Source organism: Herbaspirillum sp. C7C8 (assembly GCF_022627875.1).
GTDB lineage: Bacteria > Pseudomonadota > Gammaproteobacteria > Burkholderiales > Burkholderiaceae_D > Herbaspirillum.
The window spans coordinates 78429-96707 of record NZ_JABXGG010000003.1; the positions used below are offsets into that span (position 1 = coordinate 78429).

Annotated in this window: 19 protein-coding genes; 7 read left to right on the forward strand and 12 right to left on the reverse strand. The window is 63.7% G+C overall.

From position 1 onward, the window contains the following. Positions 1 to 3: 3 nt before the first annotated feature. The 4 genes from ctaD to HWE01_RS04920 form a co-directional block, all read right to left on the reverse strand. Positions 4 to 1623: a cytochrome c oxidase subunit I gene (gene ctaD, locus HWE01_RS04905; protein WP_008332625.1), complete on the reverse strand. Its 1620-nt coding sequence runs from the start codon at positions 1621 to 1623 to the stop codon at positions 4 to 6. Positions 1624 to 1641: 18 nt separating this feature from the next. Then, positions 1642 to 2802, reverse strand: a complete 1161-nt coding sequence (coxB, locus tag HWE01_RS04910; RefSeq protein ID WP_008332626.1) for a cytochrome c oxidase subunit II — start codon at positions 2800 to 2802, stop codon at positions 1642 to 1644. Positions 2803 to 2824: 22 nt separating this feature from the next. After that, entirely contained in the window at positions 2825 to 3295 is a 471-nt protein-coding gene (locus HWE01_RS04915; RefSeq protein WP_008332628.1) for a DUF2244 domain-containing protein, read from the reverse strand. A 442-nt stretch (positions 3296 to 3737) separates the two neighbouring features. Continuing rightward, a complete protein-coding gene (locus tag HWE01_RS04920) occupies positions 3738 to 4682 on the reverse strand; it encodes a methyltransferase domain-containing protein (RefSeq protein WP_241821207.1) in 945 nt (314 codons plus the stop codon). A gap of 138 nt (positions 4683 to 4820) precedes the next feature. On the opposite strand from HWE01_RS04920, the gene HWE01_RS04925 reads away from it, so the two are divergent. Next, positions 4821 to 5672 (forward strand): ComF family protein, encoded by an 852-nt coding sequence (locus HWE01_RS04925; RefSeq protein WP_241821208.1) that lies wholly within the window; start codon positions 4821 to 4823, stop codon positions 5670 to 5672. 34 nt (positions 5673 to 5706) lie between these two features. Further along, on the forward strand, positions 5707 to 6189 hold the full coding sequence (locus HWE01_RS04930; RefSeq protein WP_008332632.1) for a tRNA (cytidine(34)-2'-O)-methyltransferase: 483 nt from the start codon (positions 5707 to 5709) through the stop codon (positions 6187 to 6189). A gap of 60 nt (positions 6190 to 6249) precedes the next feature. Here the strand turns inward: HWE01_RS04930 and HWE01_RS04935 are convergent, their stop codons facing one another. From HWE01_RS04935 to HWE01_RS04950, 4 genes are all read right to left on the reverse strand, one after another. Further along, positions 6250 to 7044 (reverse strand): ABC transporter ATP-binding protein, encoded by a 795-nt coding sequence (locus tag HWE01_RS04935; RefSeq protein ID WP_008332633.1) that lies wholly within the window; start codon positions 7042 to 7044, stop codon positions 6250 to 6252. 1 nt (position 7045) lies between these two features. After that, positions 7046 to 7939 carry an ABC transporter permease gene (locus tag HWE01_RS04940; protein WP_008332634.1) on the reverse strand — a complete coding sequence of 298 codons (894 nt, stop codon included), beginning with the start codon at positions 7937 to 7939 and terminating at the stop codon, positions 7046 to 7048. A 134-nt stretch (positions 7940 to 8073) separates the two neighbouring features. After that, a complete protein-coding gene (locus tag HWE01_RS04945) occupies positions 8074 to 9045 on the reverse strand; it encodes an ABC transporter substrate-binding protein (protein WP_008332635.1) in 972 nt (323 codons plus the stop codon). A 159-nt stretch (positions 9046 to 9204) separates the two neighbouring features. After that, positions 9205 to 10185: an ABC transporter substrate-binding protein gene (locus tag HWE01_RS04950; protein WP_175344751.1), complete on the reverse strand. Its 981-nt coding sequence runs from the start codon at positions 10183 to 10185 to the stop codon at positions 9205 to 9207. Between the two features lie 210 nt (positions 10186 to 10395). Here HWE01_RS04950 and HWE01_RS04955 point away from each other — a divergent pair, with 210 nt between their 5' ends. Both HWE01_RS04955 and HWE01_RS04960 read left to right on the forward strand, forming a co-directional pair. Further along, complete coding sequence (locus HWE01_RS04955; protein ID WP_008332643.1) at positions 10396 to 10782, forward strand: DUF2946 family protein; 387 nt, start codon at positions 10396 to 10398, stop codon at positions 10780 to 10782. 88 nt (positions 10783 to 10870) lie between these two features. Next, on the forward strand, positions 10871 to 11398 hold the full coding sequence (locus tag HWE01_RS04960) for a copper chaperone PCu(A)C (RefSeq protein ID WP_241821209.1): 528 nt from the start codon (positions 10871 to 10873) through the stop codon (positions 11396 to 11398). Positions 11399 to 11495: 97 nt separating this feature from the next. On the opposite strand, the gene rfaE2 is transcribed toward HWE01_RS04960, so the two are convergent. From rfaE2 to HWE01_RS04980, 4 genes are all read right to left on the reverse strand, one after another. Continuing rightward, the gene (gene rfaE2, locus HWE01_RS04965; protein WP_241821351.1) at positions 11496 to 11978 is read right to left on the reverse strand and encodes a D-glycero-beta-D-manno-heptose 1-phosphate adenylyltransferase; all 483 of its coding nucleotides are present in this window, start codon (positions 11976 to 11978) and stop codon (positions 11496 to 11498) included. Positions 11979 to 12066: 88 nt separating this feature from the next. Next, entirely contained in the window at positions 12067 to 12921 is an 855-nt protein-coding gene (locus HWE01_RS04970) for a ferritin family protein (protein WP_088756811.1), read from the reverse strand. 137 nt (positions 12922 to 13058) lie between these two features. Further along, positions 13059 to 13916 (reverse strand): PhaM family polyhydroxyalkanoate granule multifunctional regulatory protein, encoded by an 858-nt coding sequence (locus tag HWE01_RS04975; RefSeq protein ID WP_241821210.1) that lies wholly within the window; start codon positions 13914 to 13916, stop codon positions 13059 to 13061. A 29-nt stretch (positions 13917 to 13945) separates the two neighbouring features. Then, a complete protein-coding gene (locus tag HWE01_RS04980) occupies positions 13946 to 15241 on the reverse strand; it encodes a branched-chain amino acid ABC transporter substrate-binding protein (protein ID WP_175344747.1) in 1296 nt (431 codons plus the stop codon). A gap of 108 nt (positions 15242 to 15349) precedes the next feature. Here HWE01_RS04980 and HWE01_RS04985 point away from each other — a divergent pair, with 108 nt between their 5' ends. From HWE01_RS04985 to queC, 3 genes are all read left to right on the forward strand, one after another. After that, positions 15350 to 16501 (forward strand): DUF3108 domain-containing protein, encoded by a 1152-nt coding sequence (locus HWE01_RS04985; protein ID WP_241821211.1) that lies wholly within the window; start codon positions 15350 to 15352, stop codon positions 16499 to 16501. 158 nt (positions 16502 to 16659) lie between these two features. Next, positions 16660 to 17430 (forward strand): DUF3108 domain-containing protein, encoded by a 771-nt coding sequence (locus HWE01_RS04990; RefSeq protein WP_008332658.1) that lies wholly within the window; start codon positions 16660 to 16662, stop codon positions 17428 to 17430. Between the two features lie 102 nt (positions 17431 to 17532). Next, positions 17533 to 18273: a 7-cyano-7-deazaguanine synthase QueC gene (gene queC, locus HWE01_RS04995; protein WP_241821212.1), complete on the forward strand. Its 741-nt coding sequence runs from the start codon at positions 17533 to 17535 to the stop codon at positions 18271 to 18273. Positions 18274 to 18279 lie beyond the last annotated feature (6 nt).

The window sequence follows — 18279 nt, forward strand, 5'->3', positions numbered from 1 at the left end:
CGCTCACTTCACCACCGGCGGTTCCTCGAAGGTGTGGAAGGGCGCCGGGCTGGGCACGGTCCATTCCAGTCCTTCCGCGCCTTCCCAGGGCTTGGCCTCGGCCTTCTTGCCCCCCTTGATCGAGGGGATCACCACGAAGAACAGGAAGTACACCTGCGACAGCCCGAAACCGAAGGCACCGATGGAGGCGATCATGTTGAAGTCGGTGAACTGCGCCGGATAATCCGCATAACGACGCGGCATGCCCGCCAGCCCCAGGAAGTGCATGGGGAAGAAGGTGATGTTGAAGGTGATCAGCGAGGCCCAGAAATGGAACTTGCCGCGCCATTCGTTGTACATGAAGCCGGTCCACTTGGGGCCCCAGTAGTAGTAACCGGCGAAGAGCGCGAACAGCGAACCGGCCACCAGCACGTAGTGGAAGTGCGCCACCACGTAGTAGGTATCCTGCATCTGGATGTCGATGGGGGTGACCGCCAGGATCAGCCCGGTGAAGCCACCCATGGTGAAGACGAAGATGAAGCCCACCGAGAACAGCATCGGCGTCTCGAAGGTCATGGAGCCGCGCCACATGGTGGCGATCCAGTTGAAGATCTTCACGCCGGTGGGCACGGCGATCAACATGGTGGCGTACATGAAGAACAGCTGCGCGGTCACCGGCATGCCGGTGGTAAACATGTGGTGCGCCCAGACGATGAAGGACAGGATTGCAATCGATGCCGTCGCATACACCATCGAGGCATAGCCGAACAGCGGCTTGCGGGCGAAGGCCGGGATGATCTGCGAGACGATGCCGAAGGCCGGCAGGATCATGATGTAGACCTCGGGGTGACCGAAGAACCAGAAGATGTGCTGGTACATCACCGGGTCACCGCCACCGGCGGCATTGAAGAAGGAGGTACCGAAATGACGGTCGGTGAGCGTCATGGTGATGGCGCCGGCCAGCACCGGCATGACCGCGATGAGCAGATAGGCGGTGATGAGCCAGGTCCAGCAGAACATGGGCATCTTCATCAGCGTCATGCCGGGCGCGCGCATGTTGAGGATGGTGACGATGATGTTGATCGAGCCCATGATGGAGGAGGCACCCATGATGTGCATGGCGAAGATGGCCATGTCCATGCCGGGTCCCATCTGGGTCGACAGCGGGGCATACAGCGTCCAGCCGGCTGCGGTGGCACCGCCCGGCACCAGGAAGGAACCGGCCAGCAGCAGCGCGGCCGGCGGCAGCAGCCAGAACGAGAAGTTGTTCATGCGCGCAAAGGCCATGTCGGAGGCGCCGATCTGCAGCGGAATCATCCAGTTGGCAAAGCCCACGAAGGCCGGCATGATCGCGCCGAACACCATCACCAGGCCGTGCATGGTGGTGAGCTGGTTGAAGAACTCCGGCCGGAAGAACTGCAGGCCCGGATGGAACAGCTCGGCCCGGATCAACAACGCCAGCACCCCGCCCGAGAGCAGCATGGTGAACGAGAACCACAGGTAGAGCGTGCCGATGTCCTTGTGGTTGGTGGCGAAGAGCCAGCGGCGCCAGCCGTGCGGGTGGTCGTGTGCGTGCTCATCGTGAGCGTGCCCATGCCCGTGATCGTGGGAATGATCGGGGGCGTGATCGACGGTGGTAGTCATGTCCGGTTCTCCAAACGATTACTTGCGGGCGGCCAGGACTTCAGCCGGCTGCACGATGTTTTCCTGGGCCTTGTTGGACCAGTTGTTGCGCGTGTAGGTGATCACGGCGGCGATTTCGGTGTCGTTCAACACACCCTTCCAGGCCGGCATGGCGTTCTTGCCGTTGAGCACGAGGTGGATCTGGTCCGCCTTGGGACCGTTGACCACGGCACTGCCATCGAGCGCCGGGAAGGCACCCGGCACGCCCTTGCCGTTGGCCTGGTGGCAGGCCACGCAGTTGGCGGCATAGACCTTCTCGCCGCGCTGCTTCAATTCGTCCACCGTCCAGACCTTGTTGGGATCATCGGCCTTGGCGGCCATTTCCTTCTTCTTGCCGTCGACCCATTTCTTGTAGTCGTCTTCGCTGACCACGTTGACCACGATGGGCATGAAGGCGTGATCCTTGCCGCACAGCTCCACGCACTGGCCGCGATAGGTGCCGATCTTCTCGGCGCGGAACCAGGTGTCGCGCACGAAGCCGGGAATCGCATCCTGCTTCACGCCGAAGGCGGGGATGGTCCAGGAGTGGATCACGTCATTGGCGGTAGTGACGATGCGCACCTTCTTGTTGACCGGTACCACGACCGGGTTGTCGACTTCGATGAGGTAATTGTCGTTTTTCTTCAGACTGGGATCGGTGACCTGCTCGCGCGGCGTGGCCAGGTTGGAGAGGAAGGAGATTCCTTCACCTTCGCCTTTGAGGTAGTCATATCCCCATTTCCACTGCATGCCGGTGACCTTGATGGTGAGGTCGGCATTGGAGGTATCCTTCATCGCCACCACCGTCTTGGTGGCCGGCAGGGCCATGCCGATGACGATCAGGAAGGGCACCACGGTCCAGGCGATTTCCACGGTCGTGCTTTCGTGGAAGCTGGCGGCCTTGTGGCCGACCGACTTGCGGTGCTTGATGATGGAATAAAACATCACGCCGAACACGGCCACGAAGATGACCAGGCAGATGATAAGCATCAGGATGTGCAGGTCATAGATCTGCTCGGCGATCTTGGTCACCGGCGGCTGGAAATTCATCTGCAGCACGGCCGGTCCGCCCGGACTGTCCACCACTGCCCAGGCCGGCAAGCCGGCCGCCAGCAGCGAGGCACCGAGGGTCAAGGATTGAAGGCGCTTCGCAAGTTTCATGGATTTCCTCAAAAGCCCAAAATTATAAGAATGAGAGTGCTGCCATCCCGCCACCCCTGGCGGCCAGCTCACGTTGCAGCTCCTGCGCGAAGGCGCGCCGTTGCCACAAGCTCATGAACCGGCCTACTTCCACACGCTGCCCCCGACTTTCCAGCGCCACCAGCGACTGGCGACCGACCGGAAACGCGATGCGCATGCCCTGCAGCTGCAAGCTGCTGCGGTGTGAGCGACCGCCCTGGATCACGTCAACCTCCAGGCCATGATCGGCCAGCACCACTACTTCGCGATCTGTGGCGTGGCGGGCGTAGACCAGCAAGGCCGCGCCCACCGCCACCAGTTCAATGAATGAAAAAATCAGGATGATCCATGCACCGCGCAGCGTGAAGCCCAGCGCGACCGTCAGTGAAACCGTACAAAGGATTGCGAAGACCCACGCCAGTTGGCGTGGCGCAATCGAACAATTGCGCTTCAATATCCATTCCCGCGTCTCCATGGCACCTCGCCAGCATGATTGTCGGTCGAGCGTGTCTCTGTCTCTGCTTCTAGTTCTATTTCTCACCGCAGGGAACACGCACTGGATGCGGACTGGTCCGGTCTTGCCGGGTCGTCTTGCGATGAACGCTATCCGTGGCTATCCGTTCTGCGGTCTTTATTTATTCTTGCTATTCGTTCGTACTGGAATTTCTTTGTGTGAATTTTTTTACCCATTTGAGTATAAGGGCTAACGTCGCCATGGATCAAGCACGCACCGCCGCATTGACAACGGTGGTGCTCCCGGCCTCTCCGGGACGCCCTGACACCGGCCGGACAACGGCCAGGGACGTGGCTTTTCGGCGAAATGAAGGATTCTTCCGGGAGCGGCAGGGCGTAACGATACAGCAACTATCCGGCAGGCCGGATAGGGCTGGACGACTAAGCCTTATATGAAGAAACGACTATCGCGACGGGCGTTCGAAGCGAATGATGCTCTCGCCGGCCGCGGTGGTCTTGGGCACGGGGCGGAAGGCGTGGCCGTAGACGATCTCGAAGCTCAGCGGGATCTTGCCATCGGGCTTGCGCATGGCCTCGAAGGCCGCTAGCAGGCGCTGGTACTGGCTGCGGCTCATCATGCTGCGGCGCCGTGATTCGAGTGGATTGCCGCCCCAGGCGCGCACGTCTTCCAGCAGGCGCTGGGGGGTCTGGTAGGTCACGGTGATGGTTTCCATGTCCATCACCGGTGTGGAAAAACCGGCATTGACCAGCATGTCGCCGAAGTCGTGCATGTCGACGAAGGGCAAGGTGTGCGGTGCAAGATCGATTTGTTCGAAAGCGCTGCGCACTTCGCGCAGGGTATCGGGACCGAAGCAGGAAAACATCAGCAGGCCCTCCACCCGCAACACGCGACGCCATTCGGCAAACACGCGGTCGGGCTGGGGATGCCAGTGCAGGGCCAGGTTGGACCAGACCAGGTCCAGCGCATTGGCCGCCAGCGGCAGGCGGGCGAAGTCGGCGCAGACCAGTTCCGGCCCGCCGGCATTCGGACCGGAGCCTAGCCACTTGTTGATGGAGCCGAACAGGCGGTTCATGGCCGTCTGCGCACCGCGCTGGTGGTCGGCGGCCTTGGCCAGCATGCCATAGGCGCCGTCCAGGCCAATCACCTGCGCCTCGGGGTAGCGCTTCTGCAACACCGGCAGGTCGGCCCCTTCGCCGCATCCGGCGTCCAGCACTTCGCGCGGGGCGATTTTCACCAGGGCCAGGCGCTCCTGCATGCGGGCCGAGACTTCGCGGCGCAGGAAATCGGATTCGGCCACGCGCCGGGGTTCGCCGAAACGGCGGCGTACCAGGGGCAGATCGATGGGAGCGCTCAGCTTGGCGCTGGCAGAAGGCGGCGGCAGGGACATGGGCAATGGAACACAGGAAGATGGACTGCACAGCAGCGTGGCAAGCTCGGGCGGCCAGCAGAGGGCCGCCGATCCACGGGGCTGATGCGATAATGCGCGTAGTTTAGTCGAAATCCATTTTCCCCGGGCGCCACTCACATGGATCTCAAATCCTCCAAACCCGCTGCTGCATCGCCCCAGGCCAAGCCTGGCACCGCCTATCGCGCCGTGGCCGGCAAGCCGGCACGGCCGGGCAAGCCCGCCGGTCCCGGCTGGCTGCAGCGTTTGCTGGCACAGGTGCCGCAGTTGTTGCCGTCCTCCTGCGCGCTGTGTGGTGCCGCCGGGCGCGAGACCCTGTGCGCGCCCTGCCACAAGCGCTTCTACACCCGCCAGCACCGCCGCTGCATCCAGTGCGCGCTGCCCATGCCGGTGACCGGCAAGGAGTTGCGTTGCGGCGCCTGTCTCAAGGATCGCCCGGCTTTCGATGCCACCATCGTGGCCACCGATTATTTCGCTCCTTCCGACCAGCTGGCGCTGGCCCTGAAGTTCGGCGGCGACCTGCGACTGGCCCCGCTGCTGGCGCGCCTGATCTTCGATGCCACCCGTCGCAATCCGGTACCCGGCAGTGATGTGCAACTGCCCATGCCGACCCTGCTGGCCCCGGTGCCGCTGGGCCTGGCGCGGCTGCAGGAGCGCGGCTTCAACCAGGCACTGGAGATCGCCCGTCCGCTGGGCAAGCTCATGGACATCCCGGTACATCCACGCCTGCTGGAGCGCAAGAAGGAAACCGAAGCGCAATCAGCCCTGCCGGTGGGCGCCCGGGTGCGCAACGTGCGCTCGGCCTTCGCCCTGCCCTTCGCCGCCATGGACCAGGTGCGCGGACTGCATGTGGGCATCGTCGACGATGTCATGACCACCGGGGCCACCTTGAATGAAGTGGCGATCGTGCTCAAGCGGCACGGCGCCCGGCGCGTGACCAACCTGGTCTTTGCGCGCACCCTGCCGGTCTGAAGCCGGCCATCCATTTTTCAGCAGGAGAAGTTTTTTGTTCCACGTCGTCCTGGTCGAGCCGGAGATCCCTCCCAATACCGGCAACATCATCCGCCTGTGCGCCAATACCGGTGCGCAACTGCATCTGGTGGAGCCACTCGGCTTCCCGCTCGATGACGCCAAGATGCGGCGTGCCGGGCTGGATTATCACGAGTACGCCAACATGCAGGTGCACAAGGATTGGGACAGCTTCCTGGCCCATCGCCGCGCGGATCCGCAATTTGACGAGGCACGCATGTTCGCCATGACCACGCATGGCTCCACGCCCTTTGCGGGCCTGGCTTTCCGTCCGGGCGACAGCTTCGTGTTCGGCTCCGAAACCCGCGGCCTGGCGCCGGAGCGCCGCGAATCCTTCCCCACCGCACAGCGCATCCGCCTGCCGATGCGGCCGGGCAATCGCAGCATCAATCTCTCCAATACGGTGGCGGTGGTGGTGTATGAAGCGTGGCGGCAGAATGGCTATGACGGCGGCAGCTGAAGACCGGTCACCGGCATGAAAAAAACGGCTCCCGAGGGAGCCGTTTTCGTTGGCAGGCGGTCAGCCCAGCAGCAGTGCGTCGTCCGCGAGTTTCTCGCCACGCGTCTGCTCGAACATCTTCAGCAGATCCGGCACATCCAGACCGGCGCGTTCCGGCCCGGACACATCCAGCACCACGCGCCCCTGGTGCAGCATCACGGTGCGGTCACCGTAGTCCAGCGCCTGGCGCATGCTGTGGGTCACCATCATGGTGGTCAGCTTGCTTTCGGACACGATCTTGGCTGTCAGTTCCAGCACGAAGGCCGCCGTCTTGGGGTCCAGTGCCGCCGTATGCTCATCCAGCAGCAGGATGCGCGACGGTTGCAGCGAGGCCATCAACAGGCTCACCGCCTGACGCTGCCCCCCCGAGAGCAGGCCGATGCGGTCGGTGAGGCGGTTTTCCAGCCCCAGGTTCAGGATCGCCAGCTTCTCGCGGAACAACTCGCGCATCTTGCCGCGAATGGCGAAGTTGAAGCCGCGACGACGCCCACGCGCCATCGCCAGGGCCATGTTCTCCTCGATGGTCAGGGCCTCGCAGGTACCGGCCATCGGGTCCTGGAACACGCGCGCCACCAGGCCGGCGCGATCCCACGCCTGCTTGCGGGAGACGTCGGTGCCGTCGATTTCGATCTTGCCGGTATCGACCAGCAGGTCACCGGAGATGGCATTGAGGAAGGTGGACTTGCCGGCGCCGTTGGAACCGATCACGGCCACGAACTGGCCAGTCGGGATTTCCAGCGAGAGGCCGCGCAGGGCCGGGTTCTCGATGGGGGTGCCGGGATTGAAGGTGATCTTGAGATCGGTGGCTTTCAACATCTCAGGCTCTCTTTCTCAGCAGTTTCAATTTGCGCTTGCCCATGGGCAGCACCAGCGCCAGCATCACCAGCACGGCGGTGACCAGGTTCAGGTCCTGCGCCTGCAGGCCGATGAAATCGCTGTTGAGTGCCAGCGCAATGAAGAAGCGATACAGGATCGCCCCCAGGATCACTGCCAGCGTGGTCCACACCAGGCGACGCGCCGGCAGGATGTTCTCGCCGATGATGACGGCGGCCAGGCCGATGACGATGGTGCCGATGCCCATGGAGATATCGGATCCGCCCTGAGTCTGCGCAAAGAGCGCCCCGGCCAGCGCCACCAGCGAGTTGGCCAGGGCCATGCCGGCCAGCGTGGCGCGGCCGGTCGCGATGCCCTGGGCGCGTGCCATGCGGGCATTGGCGCCGGTGGCGCGCATGGCCAGGCCGATCTCGGAAGAGAAGAACCAGTCCAGCAGCAGCTTGGCGGCAGTCACCACCACCAGCAGGATCAGCGGACGTCCCACGTAGTCGGGGATCCAGTCCGGTTGCAGGATGGTGAAGATGGTCGGTTCGGAAATGAGCGGCACGTTGGGCTTGCCCATGACGCGCAGGTTGATCGAGTACAGCGCGATCATCATCAGGATACTGGCCAGCAGGTCCATGATCTTCAGGCGCACATTGAGCCAGGCGGTGATGAAACCAGCCAGCGCCCCGGCCAGCAGGGCCACGAAGGTGGCGAGGAAGGGATTGTAGCCCGCTGCGATCATGGTGGCGGCAACCGCGCCGCCCAGCGGGAAGCTGCCATCGACGGTAAGGTCAGGGAACACCAGGATGCGGAAGGAAATCAGCACGCCGAGGGCCACCAGACTGAAGATCAGACCGATCTCCAGCGCGCCCAGGAGGGTATACAGCGACATAAAAGGACTTTCTTAAAAAAACACATTCGGCACGGCGCGGTACGCCCTGCCGAATGTCTTCTGCATGGCGCCGGCGCAGCACGGGTGGTGCGGCGCCGGCGGTGCATGGCCGGCGGATCAGGCTGCGGTCATGCTTAGTTGAGCACCTTGGTGGCCGACTTCAGGAACTCCGGCGACAGGGTCACGCCCTGCTTCTGGGCAGCGGAGGTGTTGACGTACAGCTCCAGGTTCTTGACCGGCGACGAGGCAATATCACCGGCCTTCTCCCCCTTGAGGATACGGGCCACGACCTTGCCGGTCTGGCGGCCCATGTCGTAGAAGTTCACGCCCAGGGCTGCGATCGCACCGCGCTTGACGCTGCCGGTGTCCGACGCGATCAGCGGGATCTTGGCATCGTTGCAGACCTTGGCCAGCGATTCGAAGACCGAGACCACGTTGTTGTCGGTGGTGGTGTACATCACGTCGATCTTGCCGATGAGGCTCTTGGCGGCCGGGGCGACGTCCACCGAACGCGGGGCGGCGGCTTCCACCAGGGTCAGACCGGCCTTCTGCAGCTCGCCCTTGAGGTTGTTCAAGGCCGACACGGAATTGGCTTCGCCCGGATTGTAGACCACGCCCACGCGCTTGGCCGCGGGTACCACGCGCTTGATGATCTCGACCTGCTTGACCGGGTCCAGCATGTGCGACAGGCCGGTCACGTTGGTGCCGGAGGGCTTCCAGTCCTTGACCAGCTGGGCGGCCATGGGGTCGGCGATGGCCGAGTAGACGATGGGGATGGTCTTGGTGGCGGCCACCATCGGCTGTGCCGAGGGGGTGCCGATGGCCACGATCACGTCCGGATTGTCGCCCACGAACTTCCTGGCGATCTGGCCGGCGGTGCCGGCATTGGCCTGGGCGCTCTGGAACTCCCACTTCAGGTTCTTGCCGGGCTCGAAGCCTTCGGCGATCAGTTCGTCCTTGGTGCCGTCACGCACGGCGTCCAGCGCCGGGTGTTCGACGAAGGACGTGACGGCCACCACCTTCTCGGCCGCCAGCGCCGAAGCGCAGATGGCGCTCAGCGCCAGGGCGCCGGCGATGGCGCGCAGTGACTTGGAAACTGCAAACATGGTCCTCTCCTCTTTCATGGTAATCAGGCCTCGACGTTCCTCTCGTGCGGGCCCGTTATGCGCTTATGGGGTAAATCGGTGTGCTGTGTCGTACTGATCCTGCCCCAGCCCGATACAGCAGATCCCGCATGGCAGCGGGATCTTCAGGCCGGGTCCTGCTTATTGCTTGATGACGGTCTTGGCCGAACTCACCAGTTCGGGCGACAGAGTCACGCCCTGCTTCTGCGCGGCGGCGGTGTTGACGAACAGTTCCAGCTTGCTGCTGGTGGCCGAGGGGATGTCGCCGGGCTTGTCGCCCTTGAGGATGCGGCCGACCACCTTGCCGGTCTGGCGGCCCAGATCGTAGTAGTTCACGCCCAGGGCGGCGATGGCGCCACGCTTGACGCTGTCGGTGTCGGACGCCACCAGCGGGATCTTGGCGTCGTTGCCGACCTTGACCAGCGCTTCATAGGCCGAGACCACGTTGTTGTCGGTATTGGTGTAGATCACGTCGACCTTGCCGATCAGGCTCTTGGCAGCCGAACCGACGTCCACCGAACGGGGGGCGGCGGCTTCCACCAGGGTCATGTTGGACTTGGCCAGCAGTTCCTTCAGGGCCTTGACCACCACGGCGGAGTTGGCTTCACCCGGGTTGTAGACCATGCCCACGCGCTTGGCCTTGGGCACCACGCGCTTGATCAGGTCCACCTGCTTGTCCAGTTCCAGCAGGTCGGACACGCCGGTGACATTGGTGCCCGAAGCCTTCCAGTCCTTCACCAGCTGGGCCGCGACCGGATCGGTCACGCCGGAATAGACCACCGGGATGCTCTTGGTGGCGGCCACCACGGCCTGGGCCGAGGGCGTGGCGATGGCAACGATGACGTCAGGCTTGTCGCCGATGAACTTGCGGGCGATCTGGGCGGCGGTGCCGGTATTGCCCTGGGCGCTCTGGTATTCCCATTTCAGGTTCTTGCCGGCGTCGAAGCCTTCTTCCTTCAGCTCGTCCTTCACGCCGTCACGCACGGCGTCCAGGGCCGGATGCTCGACGATGGCGGTCACCGCGACAAACTTGTCGGCAGCCATGGCCGGGGCTGCGCACACGGCAGCCAGGGACAGGGCTGCGACCATCGCGCGCAGTGTCAGCTTGTGGTTGTAGGACATGCAGTCTCCCTTGGAAAAATATGAATGATTAGCCAAAAACCCGAAAAGACGACAAGTCTAGCCTAGCGCCTGTGAACAATCAATTTGCATGAGGACGCGCTGCCAGCCCCGATGGCAGGCCGCTCGGATGACTCGCATTGTGCGGTCGGCATGATCGGTATGCGTTGCACTGCACGGCACAAGGCCGCCCCGTTGCTATAATCAGGCCCCATGTCTTCCCGCCTGCGTCCCTCCCCCAAGCGACTTGCGCCGCGCCGCCCCTGGCTGCGTCGGCAGGGCTGGGTCAGTCTGGCGCTGGTTCTGGCGATGGTGGCCGCGCCATGGTGGCAACAGGCGCTCGCCCGCACGCTGCGGGACGTCCCTGCCATGGCCATCTGCAGCGTGGGCGGTGGTGCTTCCGGCAATGCACCGACCCATCTGGCGGCCGGCCACTGTCCGCTGTGTTGCGGCAGCCAGGCGGCCTGGCCGGCACCGGACTGCTCATTGGATACGACGGTCATGCCCGGCGTCAGCTATCCACTGGCCCGCACCGCTGCGCGCGTGCGTTCGGCCAGCCTGGCACCAGGCTCAGCCCAGGCGCGCGCACCGCCGGTCTGAAGCCGCCGTCCCTGGCGCCTTTGCGCCACCCCTGGCGGGCCGCGCGCCCGCATTCTAGACATGAACGAGACAATCAGGACTTATCGATATGAAGCATTTCTTCCAAAACCTGGCCGCCCTGGCCATCACTTCCACCCTGCTGGCTGCCGCCCCGCTGTCCCAGGCCCATGAATACAAGCTGGGCCAGCTGGAAATCGGCCATCCTTACGCCCGCGCGACGGTGCCCGGCCAGCCGGCTGCTGGCGCCTACCTGAGCATCGAGAACAAGGGCAGCACGCCGGATCGCCTGGTGAGCGTGTCCTCCCCGGTGGCCAAGTCGGGTGAAATCCACACCATGGCCATGGAAGGCAACGTCATGAAGATGCGCGAGCTCGATGGCGGGCTGGAAGTCAAACCCGGCCAGAAGATCGCCATGCAGCCGGGCAATGGCTACCACATCATGTTGATGGGCCTGTCCAAGCCGCTGCAGGCGGGCCAGAAGGTACCGGTCACGCTGACCTTCGAAAAAGCCGGCAAGGTCGAGGTGACCTTCAATGTCGAAGATGGCAAGGCTGCCGCGGGCGGCATGAAAGACATGAAGGACATGAAGGACATGAAGGACCACATGCACCACTGAGCAGCAAACAGGCCGGCGGACAAGGCCGGTTCCTGAAACGGCAAGGCCGGCAGCGCGCCATGCGCCTGCCGGCCTTGTCGTTTGCAGCGTGCCGCGCTCAGCCGGCCAGCTTGCGCACCTTGGCCAGCAGCTTGCTGGTGGAGCGGTCATGCTCGAAGGCAATGGCCAGCACCTGGCCGCCATAGGCCGCTACCGCCTGGCCCTCGGGGATGGCGTGCATGTCGTAGTCGCCGCCCTTGACGTAGATCTGGGGATGCGCCTGCTGCACGGCTTCCAGCGCCGTGTCTTCATCGAAGGGGACGACCAGCGACACCGACTCCAGCGCCGCCAGCACCGCCATGCGGTCCTCACAGGTATTGATGGGACGGTCATCGCCCTTGCCCAGGCGCTTGACGGAAGCGTCAGTATTGACGGCCACCACCAGCGAGGCGCCCTGGGCACGGGCTTGCGCCAGGTAGGTCACGTGGCCGCGATGCAGGATGTCGAACACGCCATTGGTCATCACCACCGGCTTGGGCAATTGGGCCACGCGCTGCTGGAGTTCATCGCGGGTGCAGAGTTTGGATTCGAAGTCGGCCATCTTGAGGAGCATCGTTGCAGGATGAAAAAAGCCGCAACCAAAGGGTTGCGGCTTTGCGATTGTACTGCCTGTGAAGGAATTTTCCCGATCAGGCTGCGGCCGCGCCGGCCGGCATGATGCGCTGGGTCACTTCCTTGCGGTAGCGGTTGAGCTCCTGGACGTTGCTGAAGGTACGTTCGAACAGCAGCGACATGTTGTGCAGGATGCGGTCCACGACCTTCTTTTCCCACTCGCCGTCGAACTTGATCTGGTTGTCCAGCCAGCGTTCCAGCCATTCGGGGTCCGGCAGGCGGCTCTGGACGGTGTCGTTGGGGAAGAGGGCCTGGTTCACGTGCAGGTTGGTCGGGTGCAGCGGCTTTTCGGTACGACGCGCCGAGGCCATCAACACGCCGATCTTGGCAAACGCCGCACGGGCCTTGTCGCCCACTTCGTTGAGGGCCTTCTTCATGTAGCGCAGGTAGGCGCCGCCGTGGCGGGCTTCATCCTGGCTGATGATCTTGTAGATCTGCTTGATGACCGGCTCGGTGTGCCAGTCGGCGGCGCAGCGATACCAGTGGTTCAGGCGGATCTCGCCGCAGAAGTGCAGCATCAGGGTTTCCAGCGGCGGGGCCGGATCGAATTCGAAGCGCACATTGTGCAGCTCTTCTTCGGTCGGGCACAGGTCCGGGCGGAAGCGGCGCAGGTATTCCATCAGCACCAGCGAGTGCTTCTGTTCCTCGAAGAACCATACCGACATGAATGCCGAGAAATCGCTGTCCCCGCGATTGTCGCGCAGGAACATCTCGGTGGCCGGCAGGGCCGACCATTCCGTGATGGCGTTCATGCGGATGGTCTGCGCCTGTTCGTCGGTGAGCAAGGAAGCGTCGAACTTGTCCCAGGGAATATCCTTATCCATATTCCAACGGACCTGCTCTAGCGATTTGAACAATTCTGGGTACAGCATCTCAGTATGTGCCTATATGCGTTAAGTGTTTGATTTTAACAAGATTTTCCCGATCCATACTAAAACGGTCAGGTTTCAGCAATATGACAGAGGCCCGGCGCGGCGGCGCCCAGGGCCAGGCTCTGCCATGGCGAGGATCAGGGGGAATTTGGCTTGCGGGAGGCTGGCTTCTTGTTTTGCCGGGATTGTACAACAGCGGTGCCAACCGGCGCGCTCGTATTTTCCGCACCCTGGGGCGCTTTCCGGGCCGGTGGCTTCCTGGCTGCCGCCTTGGCCCCCTTGGCCGGCTTGGAAGCACCCACAGGCTTGGCTTTCAGGCCGGTCTTGGGCTTTGGGGCAACTGTCTTATTTTCGCGACGTTTGGGCGTCTTCGCGGGCTTGGGCGGCTTGGCGGGCTTCAACAGCGGCGCCTGCTCGGGCAGTCCGCCGGCCAGGGCATTGCCGACGGCGTGCTTGAATTGCTCCTGCAACACATTCCACCAGGCATTGGGATTGGCGATGGCAGACTGGAAATCCGGCGGCGGGGTATCGGCCTCGCCTGCAGCAGCCGGCGGGGGCTCGGCGTGTGCTGCAGTCGTTTGCTCTTCAGCAACATCGGGGGCGGATGCTTCTTCCGTTGCTTGCTCCGGTTCGGCAGCGGCGCCCGGCCACATCGGGAAGCCGAAGGGGAAGCCCGGTGCCGGGCTGGCCGCGTCATCGGCAGCGGCCTCGGCCTGCGGCGTACCACGCGAGGCCATGATCTCGCTCATGGCCTGGAGGGTGGAGAGGGTCGCGCTCTGCACCTCCAGGGTCTGGATGGTGGCCTTCAACATGTTCAGGTTCAGCTCCAGCCAGGAGGCCACGGTCTTGAGGTCGCCGATCTTCTTGTTGATGTCCTCCACCGACAGCGAGGGCGTGGCCATGGCGGGGGCGCCCATGCTGCTCCACATCTTCTTCATGAAATCGATGGTATCGGCTACCGAGCCTGCGCCCGGCATCTGGTCCTGATTCAGCATTGATCGCTCCTGTTGTTGTGGTGTCGCTCTCAGCGTGGCGGACGCTGCATCCGGCAACTGCTCGGCAGAGCGGTCTGCTCGGCCGGGATGTAGCGCTCGGTACGGAATCCGAAGCCGCTGCCCTCGTTGTCGAAGCGGATGCCGCCGCTGTCGGCGCGCTGCATCTGCATCAGGTAAAGCGGCTGGATCAGTTGGTGATCCTCGGCCCGCATGGTCGCCTCGTGGAAGGCGTTCTGATAATGCGCGCCTTCCAGGGCATATGCAACCGCCTTGGGGTCGGTGCTCCTGGCCTTTTCGATGGCCTTGACCAGCATGTCGATCATCACCTGCATGCGCAGGTAGAGGTAATCGTCCTTGGGCTGCGGGTAGCGCTTGCGGAATTGCTGGTAGTAGGCATCGCTGGGTGAACCGGGATTGCCCCCCGCGTTGGGATGCCACTCGGCTACCGCGCGCACCACGCCCACACCCGCATCACCAATGGCCGCAGGTGCGCCCAGGCTGTTGGCATAGAAGGTGTAGAACTTGGCCTTGAAGCCGGCATCGCGTGCGGCCTTCACCAAGAGCGTCAGATCGTTGCCCCAGTTGCCGGTGATGACGGCATCGGCTCCGGCGCTGCGCATCTTGGCGATGTAGGGCGAGAAATCCTTGATCTTGCCGATGGGATGCAGCTCGTCCCCGACGATGGCGATGTCGGGTCGCTTGGCCGCGAGCTGCTCGCGCGCGGCCTTGGCGACCTGGCGGCCGAAGCTGTAGTCCTGGCCGATCAGGTAGACCTTCTTGGTGGAGGGATCGGCCTTGATGGCTTCAGTCAGGGCCTGCATGCGCATGTCGGCGCTGGCATCGAAGCGGAAATGCCAGAAGCTGCATTTCTCATTGGTCAGCGCCGGATCGACGGCGGAGTAATTGAGGAACAGGACACGATGATCCGGCTCGCGCTGGTTGTGCTTGTTGACCGCATCGATGAGCGCGGCCGCCACCGCCGAGCTGTTGCCCTCGATCAGAAAGGGGATACGTTCGTCGGTAAGCTGGCGGAACTGTATCAGCGAGTCTTCCACGCCCAGTTTGTTGTCGAAGGTGGAGAGTTGCAGCAAATGCTTGCCATCGGGCAGGCTCACGCCGCCGCGCGCATTGACGCGCTCGATGGCGTAGTTGATGTTGCGCACCACCGCCTCGCCGGCATTGGCGAAGGGACCGGAGAGCCCGTCAATCATGCCGATGCGCACCGGTGGCAAGGGTGCAGCGAAGGTGGAGGCGGTGACCAGCGCCATCAGGGCGGCGACCGGGAACACACGCAGAAGCAAGCGGGAGGACAGGGACAGGTTCATCGGTGAGCAAAGGACAGCAAAAAAAACGCATTGTACGTGGTTTGAAATGCCCCTCTCCGGCCAGTTGCCCCCACGACGCCCTGCAACTGATCCGATACACTGGCGGTCATGAGCGAAGTTTCCCGTCCCGCCCGGCGCTGGCCGCGCCTGCTGATCCTGATCGCATCGAGCCTGGCACTGCATGTCGCGCTGGTGGACTGGGGGCGGCGTCACATCATCGTACCGGGCCAGACGCAGGCACCGACCATGACGGTGGAACTGCGCCCGGTCCCACCGCCCGCGCAGCCGGTGGCACTGCCGGCGGCCAAGCCAACACGGCCGAGCTCGGCCAGACCCGCGAACGCTGTCAGGCGCCCGGCTCCCCGCCGCGTACCGGAACCCTCCATCGACCCGCCCGACGAACCCATCCGCGAGACCGTCGAACGCATCCCCATGCCCGCACCACAAGACCCGCCAGCGGCCTCCCTCCCCACTTCCGCCAGTGGAGCAGGCCAGGCAGGTCGAGGGGAGGGAGAGGGAAGCGCAAGCGCCGACCACGGCAACAACGGCAACAACGGCAGCGGCGAAGCCCCTGATGCCGCCCCCGGCAAGGTCTACCAGACCAGCGCCCCGCCTAGCGTACTGCTGGAGTACGACGTCACCGGCACCAAGGACCAGCAGCCGGCTTACGGTCGCGGCAGCATCGCCTGGCACAACGAGGGCGACCACTACAAGGTGGAAGGCAAGGCCAAGGCGCTGTTCTTCACACTGCTCAATTTCACCAGCGTAGGCGCACTCGATGCCTGGGGCGTCTCGCCGGAGCTCTACACCGAACAGAAGGGCTTCAAATCGGCCACCAACACCCATTTCAACCGCGAACGCAACGTGGTCAGCTTTTCCGCGTCCACCACGAGTTATCCGCGCCGTGGCGGCGAGCAGGACCGTGCCAGCCTGATCTGGCAGCTGGCCGCCATCGGCCGGGGTGATGCCGGGCAGATGCAGGCTGGTGCGGTGATCGACCTGTTCGTGGCCGGCGTGCGCGACGGCGAAATCTGGCGCGTGCAGGTATTGGGCCAGGAACGCCTCACCCTGCCTGTGGGCGCGCTACAGACCTGGCACCTGGTGCGCATGCCCAAGCCCGGTTCCTATGATGACCGCGTCGATATCTGGCTGGCGCCGCAGCACGAATGGTATCCGGTGCGGGTGCGCTATACCGACCTGCGGCCCAACGGTGACTATACCCAGCTGGACTTGTCTGGCCTCAAACCCGCGGGTCAGTGAGACCAGATCCTGCATGCCCTGTCAAAATCGGAAACAATTGCGCACAATTACGCGCCCGGACGGCAGAACCGTGCCCCGGCATTCTGGTCGTATTCCTTCATATGGCTCGGCCTTGCCTCATCGCCAAGCCCCACAGAGACCAACACGAAGAGCTCGCCATGAAAAAACTTTCACATCGCCTCCAAACCACCCTCGTTGCACTGCCGCTGGCCGCGCTGCTGGCCAGCGGCCCCGTCCTGGCCGCCGACGGTCCGCATCCGGTGGAAAAACGTCCCTACAACCTGCCGCCCTCGGCCGAGCTGCATTACACCATCAGCGCCAAGCAGAGCGGGCTCGACCTCAAGGGCGAGGGGCTGGTGAAGTGGACGCAGAGCAAGACTGCCTACAGCGTCAACACCGAAACCCGCGCCATGCTGCTGGGCAAGATCCTGGAAACCAGCAGTGAGGGCAGTATCGACGCCTACGGCCTGGCGCCGGCGCGCTTCGTGGAGAAGCGTCTGCGCCGCGAACCGACCACCACCACCTTCAACCGTGAGCAGAACAAGATCACTTTCACAGAGTCTGCGGAAAGCTTCCCGCTGCAAGGCGGCGAGCAGGACCGCACTGGTATCACCTGGCAGTTCGTGGCCATCGCGCGGGCCAATGCCGCCCGGATGAAGCCGGGCTCGGAATGGAATTTCTTCGTGGCTGGTCCGCGCGATGCCGAGCAATGGACCTTCAAGGTGATCGGCCGCGAGAAGATCAAGACTGCCCAGGGCGAGACCGAAGCCCTGCACCTGTTCCGCAATCCTCCGCCGAATGACCAGGCCCAGAAGCTCGACATCTGGCTGGCGCCCAAGATGGAGTGGTATCCGGTACGCCTGAAGTTCACCGATCCCAATGGGGACTATATCGAGCAGGTGCTGGATTCGGTCAGGAAAACCAACTAAGCTAGCCGCTGTTGAACGCGCGGGGCCTGGGCCGGCAGCGATGCCGCCAGGCCCCGCGTTGATTCTTGTCAGTCAATTCCCCCTTACGTGTTGAGCCCGCCCATGTCCGCTGCCCCCGCCATCGCCCCGACCCTGAACACCCAGAGCGCCTTGGTGCTCTTCTCCGGCGGCCAGGATTCCACCACCTGCCTGGCCTGGGCGCTGTCGCGCTATCAGCGGGTGGAAACCATTGGCTTCGACTACGGCCAGCGCCATGCCATTGAACTGGAAGTACGCCCGGCCCTGCTGGAGAAGATGAAGGGTCTCTCGCCTCAATGGCAGACGCGCCTGGGGGAGGATCACATGATCGACCTGTCGCTCATCGGCAAGATCTCTGACACGGCATTGACGCGCGATGTCGAAATCGCCATGCAGGACAATGGCCTGCCCAATACCTTCGTACCCGGACGCAACCTGCTGTTCATGACCGTGGCCGCCACGCTGGCCTATCGCCGGGGCCTGAACGTACTGGTCGGCGGCATGTGCGAGACCGATTTCTCCGGCTATCCCGATTGCCGCGACGACACCATGAAAGCCCTGCAAGTGGCGCTGAATCTGGGCATGGCCACGCAATTGAAGGTGGAAACACCGCTGATGTGGATCGACAAGGCCCAGACCTGGGCCCTGGCCGAATCGCTGGGCGGTGTGCCGCTGGTGGACCTGATCCGGGCCGATACCCACACCTGCTACCTGGGCGAACGCGGCCAGCTGCATGACTGGGGCCATGGCTGCGGCAAGTGCCCGGCGTGCGAACTGCGGGCGCGCGGCTATCAACAGTACGCGGCCAGCCAAAGCCCGGGCTGATCGGGC

Excerpts from the sequence above, each read along its gene's own strand:
- HWE01_RS04915 (WP_008332628.1), bottom strand. The coding sequence starts at position 3,295 with ATGGAGACGCGGGAATGGATATTGAAGCGCAATTGTTCGATTGCGCCA.
- HWE01_RS04970 (WP_088756811.1), bottom strand. The coding sequence starts at position 12,921 with ATGCTGTACCCAGAATTGTTCAAATCGCTAGAGCAGGTCCGTTGGAAT.
- HWE01_RS04955 (WP_008332643.1), top strand. The coding sequence starts at position 10,396 with ATGTCTTCCCGCCTGCGTCCCTCCCCCAAGCGACTTGCGCCGCGCCGC.
- HWE01_RS04950 (WP_175344751.1), bottom strand. The coding sequence starts at position 10,185 with ATGTCCTACAACCACAAGCTGACACTGCGCGCGATGGTCGCAGCCCTG.
- HWE01_RS04940 (WP_008332634.1), bottom strand. The coding sequence starts at position 7,939 with ATGTCGCTGTATACCCTCCTGGGCGCGCTGGAGATCGGTCTGATCTTC.
- HWE01_RS04985 (WP_241821211.1), top strand. The coding sequence starts at position 15,350 with ATGAGCGAAGTTTCCCGTCCCGCCCGGCGCTGGCCGCGCCTGCTGATC.
- HWE01_RS04980 (WP_175344747.1), bottom strand. The coding sequence starts at position 15,241 with ATGAACCTGTCCCTGTCCTCCCGCTTGCTTCTGCGTGTGTTCCCGGTC.
- HWE01_RS04920 (WP_241821207.1), bottom strand. The coding sequence starts at position 4,682 with ATGTCCCTGCCGCCGCCTTCTGCCAGCGCCAAGCTGAGCGCTCCCATC.
- HWE01_RS04975 (WP_241821210.1), bottom strand. The coding sequence starts at position 13,916 with ATGCTGAATCAGGACCAGATGCCGGGCGCAGGCTCGGTAGCCGATACC.
- coxB (WP_008332626.1), bottom strand. The coding sequence starts at position 2,802 with ATGAAACTTGCGAAGCGCCTTCAATCCTTGACCCTCGGTGCCTCGCTG.
- ctaD (WP_008332625.1), bottom strand. The coding sequence starts at position 1,623 with ATGACTACCACCGTCGATCACGCCCCCGATCATTCCCACGATCACGGG.
- HWE01_RS04960 (WP_241821209.1), top strand. The coding sequence starts at position 10,871 with ATGAAGCATTTCTTCCAAAACCTGGCCGCCCTGGCCATCACTTCCACC.
- HWE01_RS04945 (WP_008332635.1), bottom strand. The coding sequence starts at position 9,045 with ATGTTTGCAGTTTCCAAGTCACTGCGCGCCATCGCCGGCGCCCTGGCG.
- HWE01_RS04935 (WP_008332633.1), bottom strand. The coding sequence starts at position 7,044 with ATGTTGAAAGCCACCGATCTCAAGATCACCTTCAATCCCGGCACCCCC.
- rfaE2 (WP_241821351.1), bottom strand. The coding sequence starts at position 11,978 with ATGGCCGACTTCGAATCCAAACTCTGCACCCGCGATGAACTCCAGCAG.
- HWE01_RS04925 (WP_241821208.1), top strand. The coding sequence starts at position 4,821 with ATGGATCTCAAATCCTCCAAACCCGCTGCTGCATCGCCCCAGGCCAAG.
- HWE01_RS04990 (WP_008332658.1), top strand. The coding sequence starts at position 16,660 with ATGAAAAAACTTTCACATCGCCTCCAAACCACCCTCGTTGCACTGCCG.
- queC (WP_241821212.1), top strand. The coding sequence starts at position 17,533 with ATGTCCGCTGCCCCCGCCATCGCCCCGACCCTGAACACCCAGAGCGCC.